Annotated in this window: 15 protein-coding genes; 7 read left to right on the top strand and 8 right to left on the bottom strand. The window is 65.0% G+C overall.

What is annotated here, in order from left to right; translation table 11 throughout:
• The 4 genes from fliN to motA form a co-directional block, all read right to left on the bottom strand.
• Positions 1-381: a flagellar motor switch protein FliN gene (gene fliN, locus IVB40_RS05215; RefSeq protein WP_027519864.1), complete on the bottom strand. Its 381-nt coding sequence runs from the start codon at positions 379-381 to the stop codon at positions 1-3.
• A gap of 76 nt (positions 382-457) precedes the next feature.
• The gene (locus tag IVB40_RS05210) at positions 458-772 is read right to left on the bottom strand and encodes a hypothetical protein (protein WP_247818260.1); all 315 of its coding nucleotides are present in this window, start codon (positions 770-772) and stop codon (positions 458-460) included.
• Positions 753-1,691 (bottom strand): FliM/FliN family flagellar motor switch protein, encoded by a 939-nt coding sequence (locus IVB40_RS05205; RefSeq protein WP_007613971.1) that lies wholly within the window; start codon positions 1,689-1,691, stop codon positions 753-755. The genes IVB40_RS05210 and IVB40_RS05205 overlap by 20 nt, the downstream gene beginning before the upstream one ends.
• On the bottom strand, positions 1,688-2,587 hold the full coding sequence (motA, locus tag IVB40_RS05200) for a flagellar motor stator protein MotA (RefSeq protein ID WP_007613972.1): 900 nt from the start codon (positions 2,585-2,587) through the stop codon (positions 1,688-1,690). Before motA ends, IVB40_RS05205 begins: the two co-directional genes overlap by 4 nt.
• A 143-nt stretch (positions 2,588-2,730) precedes the next feature.
• Here motA and IVB40_RS05195 point away from each other — a divergent pair, with 143 nt between their 5' ends.
• The 7 genes from IVB40_RS05195 (at position 2,731) to IVB40_RS05165 (ending at position 11,862) form a co-directional block, all read left to right on the top strand.
• A complete protein-coding gene (locus IVB40_RS05195; protein WP_247818259.1) occupies positions 2,731-3,519 on the top strand; it encodes a DUF1217 domain-containing protein in 789 nt (262 codons plus the stop codon).
• Between the two features lie 3 nt (positions 3,520-3,522).
• Positions 3,523-4,251 carry a flagellar basal-body rod protein FlgF gene (flgF, locus tag IVB40_RS05190; RefSeq protein WP_247818258.1) on the top strand — a complete coding sequence of 243 codons (729 nt, stop codon included), beginning with the start codon at positions 3,523-3,525 and terminating at the stop codon, positions 4,249-4,251.
• A 35-nt stretch (positions 4,252-4,286) separates the two neighbouring features.
• Positions 4,287-5,612, top strand: a complete 1,326-nt coding sequence (fliI, locus tag IVB40_RS05185; protein WP_018453953.1) for a flagellar protein export ATPase FliI — start codon at positions 4,287-4,289, stop codon at positions 5,610-5,612.
• An 863-nt stretch (positions 5,613-6,475) separates the two neighbouring features.
• Positions 6,476-7,111: a MarR family transcriptional regulator gene (locus IVB40_RS05180; protein WP_027570472.1), complete on the top strand. Its 636-nt coding sequence runs from the start codon at positions 6,476-6,478 to the stop codon at positions 7,109-7,111.
• A gap of 1,025 nt (positions 7,112-8,136) precedes the next feature.
• The gene (locus tag IVB40_RS05175) at positions 8,137-9,201 is read left to right on the top strand and encodes a 2-dehydropantoate 2-reductase (protein ID WP_247818257.1); all 1,065 of its coding nucleotides are present in this window, start codon (positions 8,137-8,139) and stop codon (positions 9,199-9,201) included.
• A 231-nt stretch (positions 9,202-9,432) separates the two neighbouring features.
• The gene (locus IVB40_RS05170; RefSeq protein WP_247287736.1) at positions 9,433-10,248 is read left to right on the top strand and encodes a YkgJ family cysteine cluster protein; all 816 of its coding nucleotides are present in this window, start codon (positions 9,433-9,435) and stop codon (positions 10,246-10,248) included.
• A 102-nt stretch (positions 10,249-10,350) separates the two neighbouring features.
• Complete coding sequence (locus tag IVB40_RS05165) at positions 10,351-11,862, top strand: ATP-binding protein (RefSeq protein ID WP_247818256.1); 1,512 nt, start codon at positions 10,351-10,353, stop codon at positions 11,860-11,862.
• Positions 11,863-11,878: 16 nt separating this feature from the next.
• Here IVB40_RS05165 and IVB40_RS05160 read toward each other — a convergent pair whose 3' ends face one another.
• The 4 genes from IVB40_RS05160 to IVB40_RS05145 all read right to left on the bottom strand — a co-directional run bounded on the left by IVB40_RS05160 (position 11,879) and on the right by IVB40_RS05145 (position 16,587).
• Positions 11,879-12,910, bottom strand: a complete 1,032-nt coding sequence (locus IVB40_RS05160; protein ID WP_247432832.1) for a HoxN/HupN/NixA family nickel/cobalt transporter — start codon at positions 12,908-12,910, stop codon at positions 11,879-11,881.
• Positions 12,911-13,193: 283 nt separating this feature from the next.
• On the bottom strand, positions 13,194-13,934 hold the full coding sequence (locus IVB40_RS05155) for an ABC transporter ATP-binding protein (protein WP_247818255.1): 741 nt from the start codon (positions 13,932-13,934) through the stop codon (positions 13,194-13,196).
• Positions 13,931-14,764: an ABC transporter ATP-binding protein gene (locus tag IVB40_RS05150; RefSeq protein WP_247818254.1), complete on the bottom strand. Its 834-nt coding sequence runs from the start codon at positions 14,762-14,764 to the stop codon at positions 13,931-13,933. Before IVB40_RS05150 ends, IVB40_RS05155 begins: the two co-directional genes overlap by 4 nt.
• The gene (locus IVB40_RS05145) at positions 14,764-16,587 is read right to left on the bottom strand and encodes an ABC transporter permease (RefSeq protein ID WP_247818253.1); all 1,824 of its coding nucleotides are present in this window, start codon (positions 16,585-16,587) and stop codon (positions 14,764-14,766) included. The genes IVB40_RS05150 and IVB40_RS05145 overlap by 1 nt, the downstream gene beginning before the upstream one ends.
• Positions 16,588-16,595: the final 8 nt, after the last annotated feature.

Here is a 16,595-nt window from a genome sequence, read left to right as displayed (position 1 = left end):
TCAGGTATCACCCTGCCCCAACGGGCCGACAATCTCGGTGAGCGAGACGCCGAAGCGGGAATTGTCTTCTTCGACCACGACCACCTCGCCGCGGGCGACGACGCGGCCGTTGACGACGACGTCGACGGGTTCGCCGACCCTGTGGTCGAGCGGAACCACCGCGCCGCGGCCGAGCTTCATCAAATTTGCCACCGGAATGGTCGCCGATCCCAGCACCACCTGCATGGTCACGGGAATGCGCAGGATGGCATCGACATTGGCGAACTTGCCGGTCTCCTCCGCGGTGCGCGCGGCAATCTCCGCCAACCGCTCCAGCGGAGATGTTTCGGTATGCCCCTCGTCGGCCGCCGATGCTGACTCATAGTCGAAGGATTGCGCCATCTGGTATCGCCTCTTGGTATTTCCGCTCCCGGAGCGCCGTGACGTTCCGATCGTATTTATTCCGCCGGCTTCGGCTTCAATGCTTGTTCACGTCGGCGCCGCCCGCGGTCGCCGCGGATGCGAGCCCGTTCCTCGCATCGAGCGCCGCGATCGCCTCGTTGGCCTGATCGATCTTCGTGCTCAGCACGTTGGCGAGCCGTCCGAGATTTGCGGTGGAATCATGCGCCGCGGTGATGACCGTGTCGAAGGCGCCCGCCGTCTCCTGGACGATGGTCGAGAACTCGCCCTGGTAGCTGCGCAACCGCGCCAGCTCGCGATGCATCCGTGTCACCCGCATGCTGGTGAAGGCGAGCGCGATCAGCAGCACGGCATCAACGAGATAGGATATCATCGACGAACTCCCGTTTCTGATCGACGGGATCTGCCACCTGCATGGCGTAATAGCCGTCAAGCTGGCCGATCTGACACCAGAACAGCACCTGGTTGTTGCTCTCGAGTCGAGCCAGCGTGCGTGGCGTGGCTTCGAGCTCGAGCACCTGGCCGACCTGGAACTTCACGACGTCGCCGAGCGAAATCATCTTTTCGTCCAGCACGGCGCTCAGCGTCACCTCGGTGCGGTGAACCTCCGTCTCCATCTGCTCGCGCCAGCGCGGATCGGCCGCGCGGCCGTCGCTCACGACCACGGTCGCGAGCTTCTGCCTGAGCGGGTTGAGCGCGGAGTGCGGAATGATGAGGAACATCTGGCCGCCGCGGTAGAGTGCCTGCAGCATGATGTTTGCGCAGATCGACATGTTGCCGCTCCGCCCGATCGCCAGCGACGCCATGGCGGTTTCGACCCGCTCGACGCGGAAAGTGACGTTGGAGGTGCCGGCGAAGGCGGATTGCAGCGCCTTGGCGAACCGCTCGAACAGCGCCTGGACCAGGCGGATCTCGATGTTCGAGAAGCTGCGCTCGACGTCGAGCGGCGGTTCGGCGCCGTCGGAGCCGAACATCGCCTCGACCATCGTGAACACGAAGTCGCGGTCGAGCATGATGATGATGCGGGAGTCCCACTGCTCGGCATAGAGCACGGCCGCAACCGCATTGGCCTCGTAGTCCTTGATGATGTCGCCGACACGGTCGTTGGTGATGCCGTTGACCGAGAAATAGCATGGCGTTCCAGCCATCGGCTGCAGGCTGTCCGTGCACGACGCCGCCATGCGATCGAAGATCACATTGAGCATCGGCATGCGCTCGATCGAGATGCCGGCGGCGTCCAGCAGATAGTTCGGCAGCGGCTTGCGCTGATCGACGTCGAGGGCTTCCATCATGATGCGCGCGCAGCCTTCGGTTCAACCTCGGTCACGACCGCCTTGGGTCCCGCGATCGTCTCGTTCTCGACGACGTCGATCGAGGGTCGCTCGGGGCTCGCGATCATCTTGCGGCCGTGCTCGACGGCGATCTGCGGCATGGCGCCGTTCATGAACGCCAGCAGCGTCTGCTTGACGATGATGTAGGGCCGGCAACGCTTTTCGCGCGTCATCTTCACCTTCATCGCGAAGGGCGAAATGATGCCGTAGGACAGGAAAATGCCGGCGAAGGTGCCGACGAGGGCGGCGCCGATGAAGCCGCCCAGCAGCTTCGGCGACTGGTCGAGCGCGCCCATGGCCTTGATGACGCCGAGCACCGCGGCGACGATGCCGAGCGCAGGCAGCGCTTCCGAGACCACCACGAGCGCGTGGTAGGGCGCCAGCTTGCTCTTCACGATGGTGTGGATCTCCTCGTCCATCAGCGCTTCGATCTCGTGCGTTCGCGCGTTACCCATGATGATGAGACGGACGTAGTCGCAGATGAACTGGAGCAGCGACGGATCTCCGAGCACGCTCGGGAACGCCTTGAAGATCTCGGAGGACGCGGGATCGTCGATATGCGCCTCGACCTCGTTGCGGCCCTTGCCGCGCAGCTCCCGCATCAGCGCGTGCAGCGCGCCGAGCAGATCGAGATAGTAGCGTTGACCGGGCACCGCCCCTGTCACTGCCTGCACGCAGGCAAGCCCGGTATCCGCGACCGTCTTCCAGGGATTGGCCATGATGAAGGTGCCGGCCGCGGTGCCCATGATGATCACGAACTCCCAAGGCTGCATCAGCACGCCCAGATGCCCGCCCATGGCGGCAAATCCGCCCAGCAGTGCCGCTACCGTGATGACGATCCCCACGAAACTGCCCAACGCGCCGCTCCATCACCGATCCCATCGGGAATATCTAGTCGGCGAGCCTTGCGCGAGGCTGGCTTCCCCCCTCGCCAGCCTCGCGCAAGCGATTCACGGCAGCTTGCGACGACGTCGCGAAAGCGGCCAGAGGGGCGCGGGTCATGCTATCCACCATCGCGGACTACACCAGACTGACCAAGGACATGGGCAAGTCGCTGACACAGGTCGCGACGCAGCCGGACGTCAGCCGCGACACCGATTACTTCCTCAGCCACATCGGCAACGTGAAGACCATCGACGACTTCCTGAAGGACTATCGCCTCTATTCCTACGCGATGAAGGCATATGGCCTCAGCGACATGACCTACGCCAAGGCGTTCATGCGCAAGGTGCTGACCGAGGGTATCGCCGACAACAAGACCTTCGCCAACAAGCTGACCGACATCCGCTACCGGCAATTCGCCGCCGCTTTCAATTTCGCCGCCCTCGGCGACAAGGCGACCCAAACCGCCGCGGCCACGACCGGCACGGCGACCCAATACGTCACGCAGACGATGGAGGAGAAGGCCGGCGACCAGAACGAGGGCCTGCGGCTGGCGCTCTATTTCACGCGCAAGGCTTCCACGATCACCAATTCCTACCAGATCCTCGCGGACAAGGCGATGACGCAAGTGGTCCAGACGGCGCTCGGCCTGCCGTCGACGATCAGCTCGGCTGATATCGATGCCCAGGCCAAGATGATCACGAGCAAGATCAAGCTCACCGATCTCCAGGATCCGGCCAAGGTCACCAAATTCGTGCAGCGCTTCGCGGCGATGTGGGATGCGACCCGGGCCCAGAGCGACACCTCGACCAACCCGGCGCTGGTCCTGATCGGCGGCGCCACAACGTCGATTGGCATGGATACCAACGTGCTCACGACACTTCAGAACATCAAGTTCAACAGGTAAGTCATGCAATCGGCCCTCTATGTAGGATTGTCGGCGCAGGTCGCCCTCGAAAAGCGCCTCCAGACGATCGCCAACAACGTCGCCAACGTCAACACGGCGGCGTTCCGCACCGACGTGGTGAAGTTCGAGACGGTGTTGTCCAAGGCGGGCGCGAACCCGGTCGCCTTCTCCTCGCCCGGCGACAACATCATCTCGCGCGAGATGGGCAGCATCACCGAGAGCGGCAACCCGCTCGATGTCGCCGTGGTCGGACAGGGCTGGATCGCCTTCGCCGGTCCGAACGGCACGGTCTATACGCGCGACGGTCGACTCCAGATCGCCGCCAACGGCGACCTTCAGACCGTCTCCGGCTTCCCCGTCATCGATTCCGGTGGCGCGCAAATCACCCTCGATCCGAACGGCGGACCGATCTCGATCGCGCGCAGCGGCGCGATCACCCAGGACAACAACGAGATCGGCACCATCGGCCTGTTCAACATTCCCGCCGACGCCAATCTCGACCGCTACGGCAATTCGGGCGTCACGCCCAACCGGCCTGCGACCGCCATCGCCGACTTCTCCCGCGACGGCTTCAAGCAGGGCTATGTCGAGGGCTCGGGCGCCAATCCGATGATGGAATTGACGAAGCTGATCGCGGCCTCGCGCGCCTTCGACGGCACCAATTCAATGATCGAGGGCACTGAGAGCTCGCTCCAGAACGCAATCCGGACGCTGGGCGAACCCGGCAAATAGCTGCGCCCCGCGCGCAATGAGGTTGGACGGTTTCCTTGAACGCTCTTCGGCAACTTGAGTGGGCGCTGCTGGAGCTTCAGCAGAGCACTCCCCTGGCAAGCGTCAGCGGCGCGATCTCCGAGATCGCGTCGACGCATTTCCGTGTCTCCGGCCTGTCGCGCTTCGTCAGGCTCGGCGAACTGATCGGTGTCAACTCCGGCGGCAAGCCCCAGATCGGCGAGGTGGTGCGGATCGACAGCGAGGGCATCATCGCCAAGCCGTTCGACCGGCAGTTCGCCGGCGGCCTCGGCTCGGTCGCCTACCGGATGCCGCCCCTGTCCTTCGCGCCAGATCCGAGCTGGAAGGGCCGCGTCATCAACGCGCTGGGGGCGCCGCTGGACGGACAGGGCCCTCTCACCCCCGGGTCGCGTCCGGTCTCGGCCGAGGCGGAGGCGCCTTCGGCCATGAAGCGCGCGCGGGTCCACAAGCCGCTGCGCACCGGCGTACGCGTCATCGATTTGTTCGCCCCGATCTGCGCCGGCCAGCGCGTCGGCATCTTTGCCGGCTCCGGTGTCGGTAAATCGACGCTGCTTGCGATGCTCGCCCGCAGCCAGGGTTTTGACACCGTCGTGCTGGCCCTGGTGGGCGAGCGCGGCCGCGAGGTGCGCGAGTTCATCGAGGACGTGCTGGGCGCCGACCGTCACCGCGCCGTCACGATCGTGTCGACGGGCGACGAGAGCCCGATGATGCGGCGACTGGCGCCGAAGACGGCCATGGCGGTCGCCGAATATTTCCGAGACCGGGGCGAATCGGTCCTGCTCATGGTCGATTCGATCACCCGGTTCGCCCACGCCGCCCGTGAAGTCGCGCTCGCCGCAGGTGAGCCCGCAGTCGCGCGCGGCTACGCACCCACCGTCTTCACCGATCTGCCGCGCCTTCTGGAGCGCGCCGGACCCGGCGAGGAGGGGTCCGGGACGATCACCGGGATTTTCTCCGTGCTGGTGGACGGCGACGATCACAACGAGCCGATCGCCGATACCATCCGCAGCACACTCGATGGGCACATCGTGCTCTCCAGGCACATCGCCGACCAGGCACGTTACCCGGCGGTGGACGTTCTGGGTTCGGTCTCCCGTCTCGCCCATAACGTCTGGGACCCCGAAGAGCGCGAATTGGTGAGCAAGCTGCGCGCCATGATCGCCAAATACGAGGACACGCGCGACCTTCGCCTGATGGGCGGATACCAGGCGGGACGTGATTCGGGGCTCGACCAGGCGGTCGACATGGTCCCGAGAATCTATGGCGCGATGCGGCAGGACGCTTCGGCTCCGCCAAGCGCCGATCCGTTCCGCGAGCTGCGGGACATGCTCAAGGGCGACTAGCAAGTCTCAGCTTGGGTCGGGGCGCGAGGCGCCCCGCGATCGCACCTTGCTCGTTGTTTTCGACAGGCAATTGCGCATGCCGCCACGCTTCCAGCGCATGCACATGCACGCCCGTCTCCGGTTTCAGCCGTGATCGCCTCCACCGTTCGGGTGAGGGAAATCGCGCAGCCGCGCCGAATGCGACTGAACCGGCGACTTCTCGATCCGACCCGGACAACCGCCGCGTGTAATTCCTGTGAGTTCCCCCGGACAGTTCTTGGCAGAACGCACAAGTTGTGGATGACATGCCGACGCACATCGTCGTCATGCACAAGCTTCGGTCAACTTGCATCAACGACAGCCAACAACGTGCCGTGCAATAAAACCGTCGCATAGTTGCGTGCATGTTGCTCGTGGGACAGCGTATTGCGTTCACCATCATGTGTCCCGAAGAGCGAGATTGTCTTGAACGTTACATTCGCCTGCGACGACATCCTGTCTGCGAGATGGTCTCTACTTGATTTTGTTGAGAAGGTCATTCATCGTTTCGTCGGAAGATAAGAAACGTCTGCGTGTGACTTGAACCTTAGGGGCTTCGGTTGAACTACTCCGATCCATCGTCTGCTGGCGACGGCTATTCGGGCTCCCGTACGACAACGCCGCGAATGGCATACCATCAGCAACACCGCTTACCGTGCCATAGCTTGCAGTGCCCATTGGTCCAGGTCGGGGGCCGGGCAGTCCGTGCTTTCACGCGAGAGAAGAGCACGGTGCATGTGTCGAACATTGCCGGTAGTACGGCTTCTCGCAAACGGCTCATTCGCGACGGCGGAAGGCGGCTCGGGGGCGCCGCAAACGTGACTCCCGGGGCAAGGTAGGAATTCATGCCATTGGCAAGAGAAGCCGTGGAGCTGCTGGTTCAGGCAGCGAGGGCTTGGTATTTCGAAGGCGATCAGCATGGGTTGCGCGATCGGGAATGGATGGCGCTGCGCTTTCTCGGCCGCGCCAACAGGTTTTCGCGCACGCCGTCCGCGCTCGCCGGCTTCATCGGCGCAACCAGGGCAACTGCATCGCAGATCGTGAAGACGCTGGAGAGCAAGAGCTTCCTGGTGCGAAAACCGTCGCACGAAGACAAGCGTTCTGTCGTGCTGCACGTCACCGCACAGGGCGAGAAGTGCCTGAGCCAGCACGATCCGATCAATCACGTGCTGAACGCGGTCACGGCGCTCGGACCCGACGAGTGCGTCAGGCTGCGCGATTCGCTGCGCGACATCCTCAATCACCTCGACGCAGCACATCAGCGGCTCGATGCCAGCGTGTGCCGGGACTGCATGTTTCTTGCCGAACGCGGGCCGGGTACCGGCAAGGGACGCGCAACGGCGGAATTCATGTGCCGTTTGTATCGCGCCCCGGTCTCGCTCGAGGAGACCGAACTGCTCTGCACCAGTTTCGAGCGCACCCGCGACCGCCCCAAGATCGAGGAGCATCTCGACCGCGCGCGCATGGCGAACCAGGGGTGAGACACGCGAGCGTTGCTGCGCAGAGCTGCGACCCAGCGGCGACATGGCGTAATGCGGCGACAGACTGGATTGCTCCGCTGCGCTCGCAATGACGGAGTATGAGGCGGCAGCGGCACTCTTCCAGCTCGCATTCAGATTGCAGACACGCCTTCGCATCCTCGCGGCGCGTTTCGCCCGAGTTTTGCTTCGTCACTCCACCCTCTTGTCCAAGAGGGCGCAGGGAAGGCCGGGTGCCGGCTGGCACCCGCGGTCCGCTGCGCGAAGATGTAGCGCAAGGAAACCGCACAGCAGCATACAGGTGTAGCCAATCACTCGGCCTTCCCTGCGCGATGGTTGGACGGCTTATGCCGTGCTCTCCCGAGAGCCGAGTTCTCTTTGGCCTCCCTCGCCCTCACAGAAGTCGCCGACACCGCGCCGGTTGACGCGAATGCCGCATCCGCAAGAGCTTGACCGTAGCAACGACGGCCAGGACCACACGGTTTTGCCGTACGCACGGCTCGCCATTTCGCCGCAGTTTTTCCAGCCCTGTCGACGGAGCCGGAAACTTACAGACGAGACGAAGCCTAGCAGCGCCGCTCGTCGGAACGAAGCCTTGGGCTCACGGAGAGCAATCCGCCCTGCCCTTGGCCTCTCGCACCCGAACGCTGCCGCGTCCACCGCAAGCCCGGCTCGCGAACGTGACGACCACAAGATCGCCCCTCAAGGATGAGCCGGGATGCGCGACACATACGCCATTTCCGAATTTCGATAAATTGGAATATTTTCGCGAAGATAGATTGACAGAGGGCGACACAGAGGAGGTCCCGTAGCCCGGATGGAGTGCAAGCGTAATCCGGGAAGGTACCGAACGCTGGGCCGAGCAGCCCCGGATGCACTCCGCCCGATCCCGCCATGTCATATTCGCCCGGCCCTTGTATCCATTATCCCAGTTGCCATCCTCACGCACTTTGCCTTACATGCCCGCCAAACCCGGCCGCGGATGACGGCCGGGGCTCAAAAATCACAAATTGGCAAAGGGACGAGGCATGGCGCGTAATATCCTGATTCTCGGGGCTTCCTACGGCTCCCTGCTGGGCACGAAGCTGCTGATGGCGGGACACAACGTGACCTTGGTCTGCCGCGCCAAGACCGCGGAGCTGATCAACCGCGAGGGGACCGAGGTGCGCATCAAGTTGCGTGACGAGGCGGTTCACCGCGCCATCTTCTCGCGCGACCTGCCCGGCAAGCTCGACGCCGTGACACCCGCCAATGTGGACTTGTCGCGCTACGACATGGTCGGCCTTGCGATGCAGGAGCCGCAATACACCAACCACACGGTGCGCGTTCTCATGGTCAGGATCGCCGCGGCGAAGCTGCCGTGCCTGTCGATCATGAACATGCCGCCGCTGCCCTATCTGAAACGGATTTCCTCGCTCGCAGACATGGATCTCGAGGAGGCCTACACCAACGCGCAGGTGTGGGAGCGCTTCGAGCCGGGGCTCGTAACCCTGTGCTCGCCCGACCCGCAGGCGTTCCGTCCGCCGGAAGAGGCTGCGAACGTGCTTCACGTCGGTCTGCCCACAAATTTCAAAGCATCCGTGTTCGCCGACGAGAAGCACAACAAGGTGCTGCGCGAGCTCGAAGCCGACATCGATGCGGTGACCCTCGACGGCCACGACGTGCCGGTGAAGCTGAAAGTGTTCGATTCTCTGTTCGTGCCGCTGGCGAAATGGTCGATGCTGCTGACGGGCAACTACCGCTGCATCACGCCACACGAGCCGCAGTCGATCCGCGACGCCGTGCACGGTGATCTCGCGCGCTCGCAGACGATCTACGAGCATGTCGACGCCATCGCCCGGCGTCTGGGCGCCGATCCGCAGGATCAGGTGCCGTTCGCGAAATATGCCAAGGCCGCCGAGAGCCTGCTGAAGCCGTCATCGGCCGCACGCGCGGTGGCCGGCGGCGCGCCCTTCATCGAGCGCGTCGATCTGCTGGTCAAGCTGATCTCGCATCAGCTCGGCGCGCCCAATGCAGAGATCGACCGCACGGTCGAGACCGTGGACCTGAAGCTCAACGAGAAGATCGTGCAGGGCGGATCGGGCGCGCTGTAACACCATCGGCGCGGCAGGCCTTGCTGCCCGGAATTGCCACATCGATCGCGATCAGGCGCAATTCGGACTGTCCCCGGGACGCCACCGATTTGCGCAAACATCGCATCCATGCGAGTTCTAGCCATGCGAGTTGCCGAATTATCCGCCGCGCGACGGGCCGGCAGGCGGTTCCGCAGGTTCCCGACCGGCGCGCAATCGTCAGATGGAAGGCAGAAGAACAAGTAGTCGAAGATGGATCAGGCGACGTTGCAGGTCGTTCGCGCCGTGGAAGCCGGCGCAACGACGATAAAGGGCGTCATTGACGCGACCGGCTTGTCCCGCCTCAAGATCGAGCGCGCATTGAACGCACTCGAGAAACAGCGGCTGCTCGTTCGCGATAGCCAGGGGTTCAGGGCAGCCGGTCGAACTGCGCCGCCGCCCACCCGGCAATGCGGCTCGTGCAATGCCTGCTGCGACATCCTCGAAGTGGCCGGCGTCGACAAGCCGGTAAACCAGCTGTGCAAGCATTGGCAGACAGGCACCGGGTGCACCATCTACGAGCGCCGTCCCCAGATGTGCCGTTCATTCGTCTGCGCCTGGCTGCAAGGCCATCTCGACGAGGACTGGTTTCCGGCGAAGTCGGGCATCATCGTGCATTTCAGCCAGGACGCCGTGAACGTGACGGTCGATGACCATTGCCCCGACCGCTGGCGCGAGGAGCCCTATTTCAGCAAGCTCGCCGAATGGTCGCTGAACGGCATCAAGCGAATCGGAAATCGCGGCTACGCGACGCTCGTCGTCTCCGGCGCCGACCGGTTCCTGCTGCTCGGGCGCACCGTCGTTCCCGAGCCGACGCTGTTCGGCACCGCGTTCCTGCCGCTCACCGCCGACACCTTCCGATTCTGGCGGGCGAAATCCCCGGAGCATTTGCAGCGGCTGCACGAGCGCATCGCCGAAATCGAGCGGATCAGGCAGGAATTCGGCTCCTGCGCCATTCCCTCGAATGAGGACGACGATCCACAAGCCCCCTATCGGCCCGCACTTCTACGTTTGTCGCGTCACGCCTGAACTCCGCCGTGGGCAACGGACCATGATTTCCGCCGTGGCGCTCGACGCGCCGCGGCCGGGTTGATAAGCCCCTGTCCGCGAATGATGGGACTTGAGTCGGGCATGACGGTTGCGATCGAGATGGGGCAGACCACGGCGGGCGCCGCGGCGGCCATGGACCTCGAGGAACTGCTGGCGACCCGCCTCCTGGTGCAGGGCAATTCGGGCTCCGGAAAATCACATCTGCTGCGGCGGTTGCTGGAGCAGAGCGCGCCCTGGGTGCAGCAGGCCATCATCGATCCCGAAGGCGATTTCGTCTCGCTGGCGGAACATTTCGGCCATCTCGTGATCGACGCCGAGGATCACACCGAACGCGGCCTTCAGGTCGCCGGCGAGCGCGCGCGGCTGCATCGCGTCTCCACCGTGCTCAATCTCGAAGGGCTCGACGCCGAGAACCAGATGCGCCGCGCCGCGGCCTTCCTTGGCGGACTCTTCGACGTCGAGCGCGACCATTGGTACCCGATGCTGGTGGTCGTCGACGAGGCGCAGCTGTTTGCGCCTGCGGTCGCGGGCGAAGTCTCTGACGAAGCGCGAAAGCTTTCGCTCGGCGCGATGACCAATCTGATGTGCCGCGGCCGCAAGCGCGGGCTTGCCGGGATCATCGCGACCCAGCGGCTGGCAAAGCTCGCCAAGAACGTCGCGGCCGAAGCGTCGAACTTCCTGATGGGCCGCACCTTCCTCGACATCGACATGGCGCGCGCCGCCGACCTGCTCGGCATGGAGCGGCGGCAGGCCGAATCCTTTCGCGATCTCGAACGCGGACAATTCATGGCGCTCGGCCCCGCGCTGTCGCGACGCCCCCTGCGTTTGAACATCGGCGCGACCGAAACCCAGCCGCGCAATTCCACGCCGCGGCTGATGCCGATGCCCGAAGCCGCACTCGAGAATATGCGCGCCGTGATCCTGGCTGCGCCGCCCCCCGATGCCAGCCGACCGCAGCGCCGGCCCGCGCCCGATCTGCTCGAGCAGCTCCGCGCCGCGAAGGCTGCGGCACCGGAGATCGGCCCCGACATGATCGAGGTCCCGGTCAGTGCCGAGGAGCTCGCCGAGCGGCGCGAGCGCGTGGATCGGACCCTTCGTGCCGTGCTCGCCGCACCCGATGCCGGTTTCCGCGCGGTCGGCGTGCTCTACCAGGAGTTCGTGGTCCGCTGCCGCATCGAGGGCCTCGGCTCGGCGGTGCCCGACCTCACCGAATTCCGCCGCATGCTGACACGCGCACGCGCTGGGCTCGGCGCCGAGCATGCCGAGGACGACGCTTGGCAGGATGTGTCGCTTCGCGCCTCGATCCTGCCCGAGGACATGCAGGGCGTGTTCATGATGATCGCGCGCGCGGCGAAAGAAGGCTGGCCGTGTCCAGGTGACGCCGCGATCGCCCGCGCCTACGGCTCGCATTCGCTGCGCCGGGCGCAGCGCCTGCTCGGCTACATGGAAGAGCAGGGCCTGATCGTCTGCCAGCTCGACGGCGCCGGCCGCAGGTTCGTGACGCTGGTGGAACTGGCCTGGGCCACCGCGCCGGGCGATCCCAATGCCGACGATCTACCGGCGGAGCAGGTCGCGAGCGCGGCGTCGGCTTGAGCCAGCGGATTGTCGATCAGGCCGCTTCGGTGGCCTCGGCGCCGATAAGCGCATCCGCCGCGCGCCGCCGCTCAAGTGCAAACATGCGCCGATAGAGCACGACCGACACGAGCCAGGCGATCACGAACAACGCGACCACGGCGAAGCCGACATTGGCGAGCGAGTCGTTGAGCGCGTCAACCAATGCCCACACGCCGCCGGTCAGGCCGAGCCGGTCCGCGATCAGCCCGAGCGCCTCGATGCCGCCGATCAACAGCGCCACTGCCACGGAAGCCCCTGTGATCGTGAGGTTGTACCAGAGCTTTCGCAGCGGATCGACAAAGGCCCAGCGATAGGCGCTCACCATCAGTGCCGAGTCGGCGGTATCGACCAGCGCCATGCCCGACGCGAACAGCGCGGGGAAGACCAGGACATCGGCAAACGAAGCGCCGCGCGCGGCTTCGCCGGCGGAGATGCTGAGCAGGCCGATTTCGGTCGCGGTGTCGAAGCCAAGCCCGAACAAAAAGCCGAGCGGATACATGTGCCAGGGTTTTGTCACCAGGCGGAACATCGGGCCGAGCAGCCGCGCCAGAAGGCCGCGATTGGCAAGCAGGGCATCGAGGCCCTCGGCGTCGTGAATCCCCTGCTCCCGTGCTGCGCGAAACGTCCGCCACAGGCCGGCGAAGATGACGAGATTGATGGCCGCGATCACCAGCAGGAACAGCGCCGACACCGAGGTGCCGATGAAGCCGCCGATCTCCTTGAGCAGGCTGTCGCCACCGAGGCTCACGACGCCGAGCGCGAGCAGCATGGTCGCGACCACGACGATTGTGGAATGGCCGAGCGCGAAATAGAGGCCGACGCTGCGCGGCGCGCCGCCGGCCTGCATCTGTTTGCGCACGACATTGTCGATGGCGGCGATGTGGTCGGCATCGACGGCGTGGCGCAGGCCGAACACCCAGGCGAGCAGCGCGGTCGCCATCACCGTCGGCCGATCACCGAACGCCGCGAAGGCCCACGCCCAGGCCCCGATGTTGGCCGCGATCAGCCCGCCGAACAGCAGCACCATTCCGGGCTCGACCGCCCGCAAAGATAATTTCGTCACGACAATCATTCCGTCTGCTGCACGCCACATCGCACGAGCGGTATGATCTTTTCATAAGATGGTCATACTGACCAGTGCAATCCCGGAGGGGGCGGCACGGTTCTGCAGCAGTGCTTGCGGCCATCCTTCGAGACGCCCGCTGCGCGGGCTCCTCACCATGAGGTCTTGTTTCGCGGCGAGATGCCCAATCCTCATGGTGAGGAGCCCGCGCAAGCGGGCGTCTCGAACCATGCAGGCCATGATGGCGCTATGCCGCCTCGGAGCCGCCGAGATAAGCGTCGCGGATGCGCGGATCGTCCTTCAGCGCGCGGGCGGAGCCGGAGAGAACGATCTTGCCGGTCTGGAGCACATAGGCCTCGTGCGCGATCTCGAGCGCGAGGCTGGCGTTCTGCTCGACCATGAAAACCGAGACGCCCTCCTGGTTGATGGTGCGGATCAGCTCCAGCACGCGGTTAACGTAAAGCGGCGACAGGCCCATGGTCGGCTCGTCCATCACGATCATCCTGGGACGGCTCATCAGCGCGCGCGCCATCGCGACCATCTGCTGCTCGCCGCCCGAGAGCGAGCCGGCGCGCTGCGACAGCCGCTGGCCGAGCTTCGGGAACAGCGTGAGCATCTTGTCGAGATCCTGCGCGATCGCCTCGCGGTCGTCGCGCACGAAGGCGCCCATCAGGATGTTCTCGCGCACGCTCATGTCGGCGAACAGCCGCCGCGCCTCCGGCACCGAGGCGATGCCGCGGCGGACGATCTGCGGCGTGGTCAGTCCGAGCAGCGAGGCGCCGTCGAAAGTCACCTCGCCCGAGCGTGGCTTCACCAGGCCCAAAATGATCTTCATCGTCGTCGACTTACCGCTGGCGTTGCCGCCGAGCAGGCAGACGATGTGGCCGCGCGGCACTGATATCGACAGGTCGAAATGCACTTGGGCCTGGCCGTAGAAGGTATTGACGTCGGTGAGCGCGAGCAGCGCATCGCGAGGCGAGTTCGTCATGCCGCGCTCTCCTGCTTCGTCGTCAGGCCGTGGCCGAGATAGGCCTCGATCACCTTGGGATCGCCGCGCACCTGTTCACCCGGGCCTTCCGCGATCTTCTTGCCCTCGTCCATGACGATGACGCGGTCGGAGAGGCGCATCACCATTTCGAGCTTGTGCTCGATCAGCAAGATCGTCAGGCCTTCGGCCTTCAACTCGGCGACGAGCCCCTGCATCTCCGTGGTCTCGGTCGGGTTCATGCCGGCGGTCGGCTCGTCCAGCAGCAGCAGACGCGGCTTCAGCGCGAGCGCCCGCGCGATCTCGACGCGGCGGCGATTGGCGTAGGAGAGGCTGTAGGCCGGCTGGTCGATGCGCGGCAGCAGCCGTTCGCCGAAGCGCGCGAGAATGACCTTCACCTCTTCGCGCAAGCGCTCCTCCTCGGCCTTGACGCTGGCGGGGCGCAGCAACGCCAACCCCAATTCCAGCAATGGCCCGATCACCGGCACGGCCGGCTTGACCGCACGCAGCCGCGTGTGGGCACCGATCAACACGTTATCCATCACGCTGAGATTGCCGAAGACGCGGCCGAGCTGGAACGTGCGCGCGATGCCTGCGGCGGCGAGCCGCTCCGGCGAGAGACCCGTGATGTCCAGTCCCTCGAAGCGAACCGTCCCGGCGTCCGGCCGGTCAAGCCCGGTCACGAGATTGAACAACGTCGTCTTGCCGGCCCCGTTCGGGCCGATGATGCTGATCAGCTCGCCTTTGGCGAGATCGAGATCGATGGCATCGACGGCGGTGAGGCCGCCGAAACGCCGCGTCAGCCCGCGCAGGGACAGCATGGTCGTGCTCATCACATCGTCCCCAACAAGCCTTGCGGTCTGAACCGCACCAGCAGCAGCAGCACGATGCCGTAGATCAGGATGCGATACTCCGCCGCGATCCGGAACACTTCCGGCAGCCCGACCAGCGCAACCGCTCCGACGATGGCCCCGACGACATTGCCGAGGCCGCCGAGGATCACCACGGTCAGCGCCAAAATGGATTGCTGCGTGTTGAAGGTCTCGTGGTTGATGTAAGAATAGAGATGCGCGGCGATGCCGCCGCTGACTCCGGCGGCAAAGCCGCCGAAGATGAAGGCCAGCGATTTGTAGCGATTCAGGCTGAGCCCATAGGCGCGCGAGGCGATGTCGTCGTCGCGGATGGCGCGAAAGCTGCGGCCGAGATGGGAGCCGAGCAGGCGTCCCTGCAGCAGCGCCAGCACCACCATCACGATGAAGCTGAACCAGTAAATCGAAATCGGGCTGACCAGCTCATAGCCAAACAGCGACAGCGGCGGGATGCCGGAGATGCCGATCGGCCCGCGCGTGACGCTCTCCCAGTTCAGGATCACCAGCGAGACGATCTCGCCGATCGCGAGCGTCGCGATCGACACATAATGTCCGCGCAGCCGGAACGACGGCGAGATCAGCGCCGTGCCCAGCGCAGCACTCATCAGGCCGCCGCCGATGATGGCAAGGACGACCGGGATGGCGAACGTGAGCGATAGCAGCGCGGAGGTGTAGGCCCCGATCGCGAGCAGCGCGGCGTGTCCCAGCGAGACCTGACCGATCGTGCCTGCAACCAGGGTGAGGCTCAGCGCGAGCATGCCGAGCAGCCAGGCGTTGATCAGGGTCTGGAGCACATAGAACGACACCGGCAACAGCGGCAGGATCGCAAAGACGGCGGCAGCGATCAGCAGAGCCCAGCGCGGAATGCGCACCGGGCGGCTCGGCGCAATGAAAGTGCCGGTGAGCGGCTCGGGCGGCGCCTGCCGGGCGCTGGCGAACAGGCCGTTTGGCCGCAGCACGAGCACGACGACCAGCAGCAGGAACGCGAACAGATTGCGGTAGCTGGTGCCGAACACGGCGACGCCATAGCTCTCGACCAATCCGAGCAGCAGGCTTCCGATCACCGCGCCCGGCACATTGCCGGCGCCGCCGACGACCTCGGCGACGACGCCCTTGAGCGTCGCCTGCAGGCTCATCGCGGTGTCGATCTGGTTGTAGTACATGCCGACCAGCAGGCCGGAAACGCCGCCGAGCGCAGCCGCAATGCCGAACACGGCCTGATTGACGCGATTGACGTCGACGCCCATTTGCATCGCGGCGTCGCGGTCCTGCGCGGTGGCACGCACGGCCCATCCGAGCTTGCTGTAGCGCAGGAACACGAACAGCAGCAACGCGCTGGTGAGGCCGACGCCGGCGATGAGGAGATCGAGCGGTCCGATCGTGCCGCCGCCGATCTGGAAACGGACATCCGGCAACTGGCTCGGCAGCGCGCGCGGATTGGGCGAGAAGGTCAGCATCACGAGCTGATCGAGCACGAAGCTGATGCCTATGGTCGCCAGCAACGGCGCGATGGGCACCGAGTTTTGCAGCGGACGCAGCCCAAACCGCTGGATGATCAAGCCCACCAGCGCCGCCGCCACCGCGACCACGATGATGGTGAGCGGGAGCGGCGTATGCAGCTGCACCACCGCGACCCAGCCGATATAGGCGCCAACGAGATAGATCGAGCCTTGCGCAAAGTTGATCAGCCGGCTGACGCCGAAGATCAGCGCGAGCCCGACAGCAACGAGGGCGTAGACGTTACCGACGATCAGCCCGTTGATCGTGTAGTCGAGCCAGGAAGACACGCAGAAAA

It is taken from the genome of Bradyrhizobium sp. 40 (genome assembly GCF_023100925.1).
In the GTDB taxonomy this organism is placed as follows: domain Bacteria; phylum Pseudomonadota; class Alphaproteobacteria; order Rhizobiales; family Xanthobacteraceae; genus Bradyrhizobium.
This window is presented reverse-complemented; position numbering and strand designations above follow the sequence as displayed.

Coding starts and splice junctions, on each gene's coding strand:
- fliN (WP_027519864.1), bottom strand. CDS start 381: ATGGCGCAATCCTTCGACTATGAGTCAGCATCGGCGGCCGACGAGGGG.
- IVB40_RS05155 (WP_247818255.1), bottom strand. CDS start 13,934: ATGACGAACTCGCCTCGCGATGCGCTGCTCGCGCTCACCGACGTCAAT.
- IVB40_RS05175 (WP_247818257.1), top strand. CDS start 8,137: ATGGCGCGTAATATCCTGATTCTCGGGGCTTCCTACGGCTCCCTGCTG.
- IVB40_RS05165 (WP_247818256.1), top strand. CDS start 10,351: ATGACGGTTGCGATCGAGATGGGGCAGACCACGGCGGGCGCCGCGGCG.
- IVB40_RS05150 (WP_247818254.1), bottom strand. CDS start 14,764: ATGAGCACGACCATGCTGTCCCTGCGCGGGCTGACGCGGCGTTTCGGC.
- IVB40_RS05180 (WP_027570472.1), top strand. CDS start 6,476: ATGCCATTGGCAAGAGAAGCCGTGGAGCTGCTGGTTCAGGCAGCGAGG.
- IVB40_RS05205 (WP_007613971.1), bottom strand. CDS start 1,691: ATGATGGAAGCCCTCGACGTCGATCAGCGCAAGCCGCTGCCGAACTAT.
- flgF (WP_247818258.1), top strand. CDS start 3,523: ATGCAATCGGCCCTCTATGTAGGATTGTCGGCGCAGGTCGCCCTCGAA.
- IVB40_RS05210 (WP_247818260.1), bottom strand. CDS start 772: ATGATATCCTATCTCGTTGATGCCGTGCTGCTGATCGCGCTCGCCTTC.
- IVB40_RS05160 (WP_247432832.1), bottom strand. CDS start 12,910: ATGGTGCTGCTGTTCGGCGGGCTGATCGCGGCCAACATCGGGGCCTGG.
- IVB40_RS05195 (WP_247818259.1), top strand. CDS start 2,731: ATGCTATCCACCATCGCGGACTACACCAGACTGACCAAGGACATGGGC.
- IVB40_RS05170 (WP_247287736.1), top strand. CDS start 9,433: ATGGATCAGGCGACGTTGCAGGTCGTTCGCGCCGTGGAAGCCGGCGCA.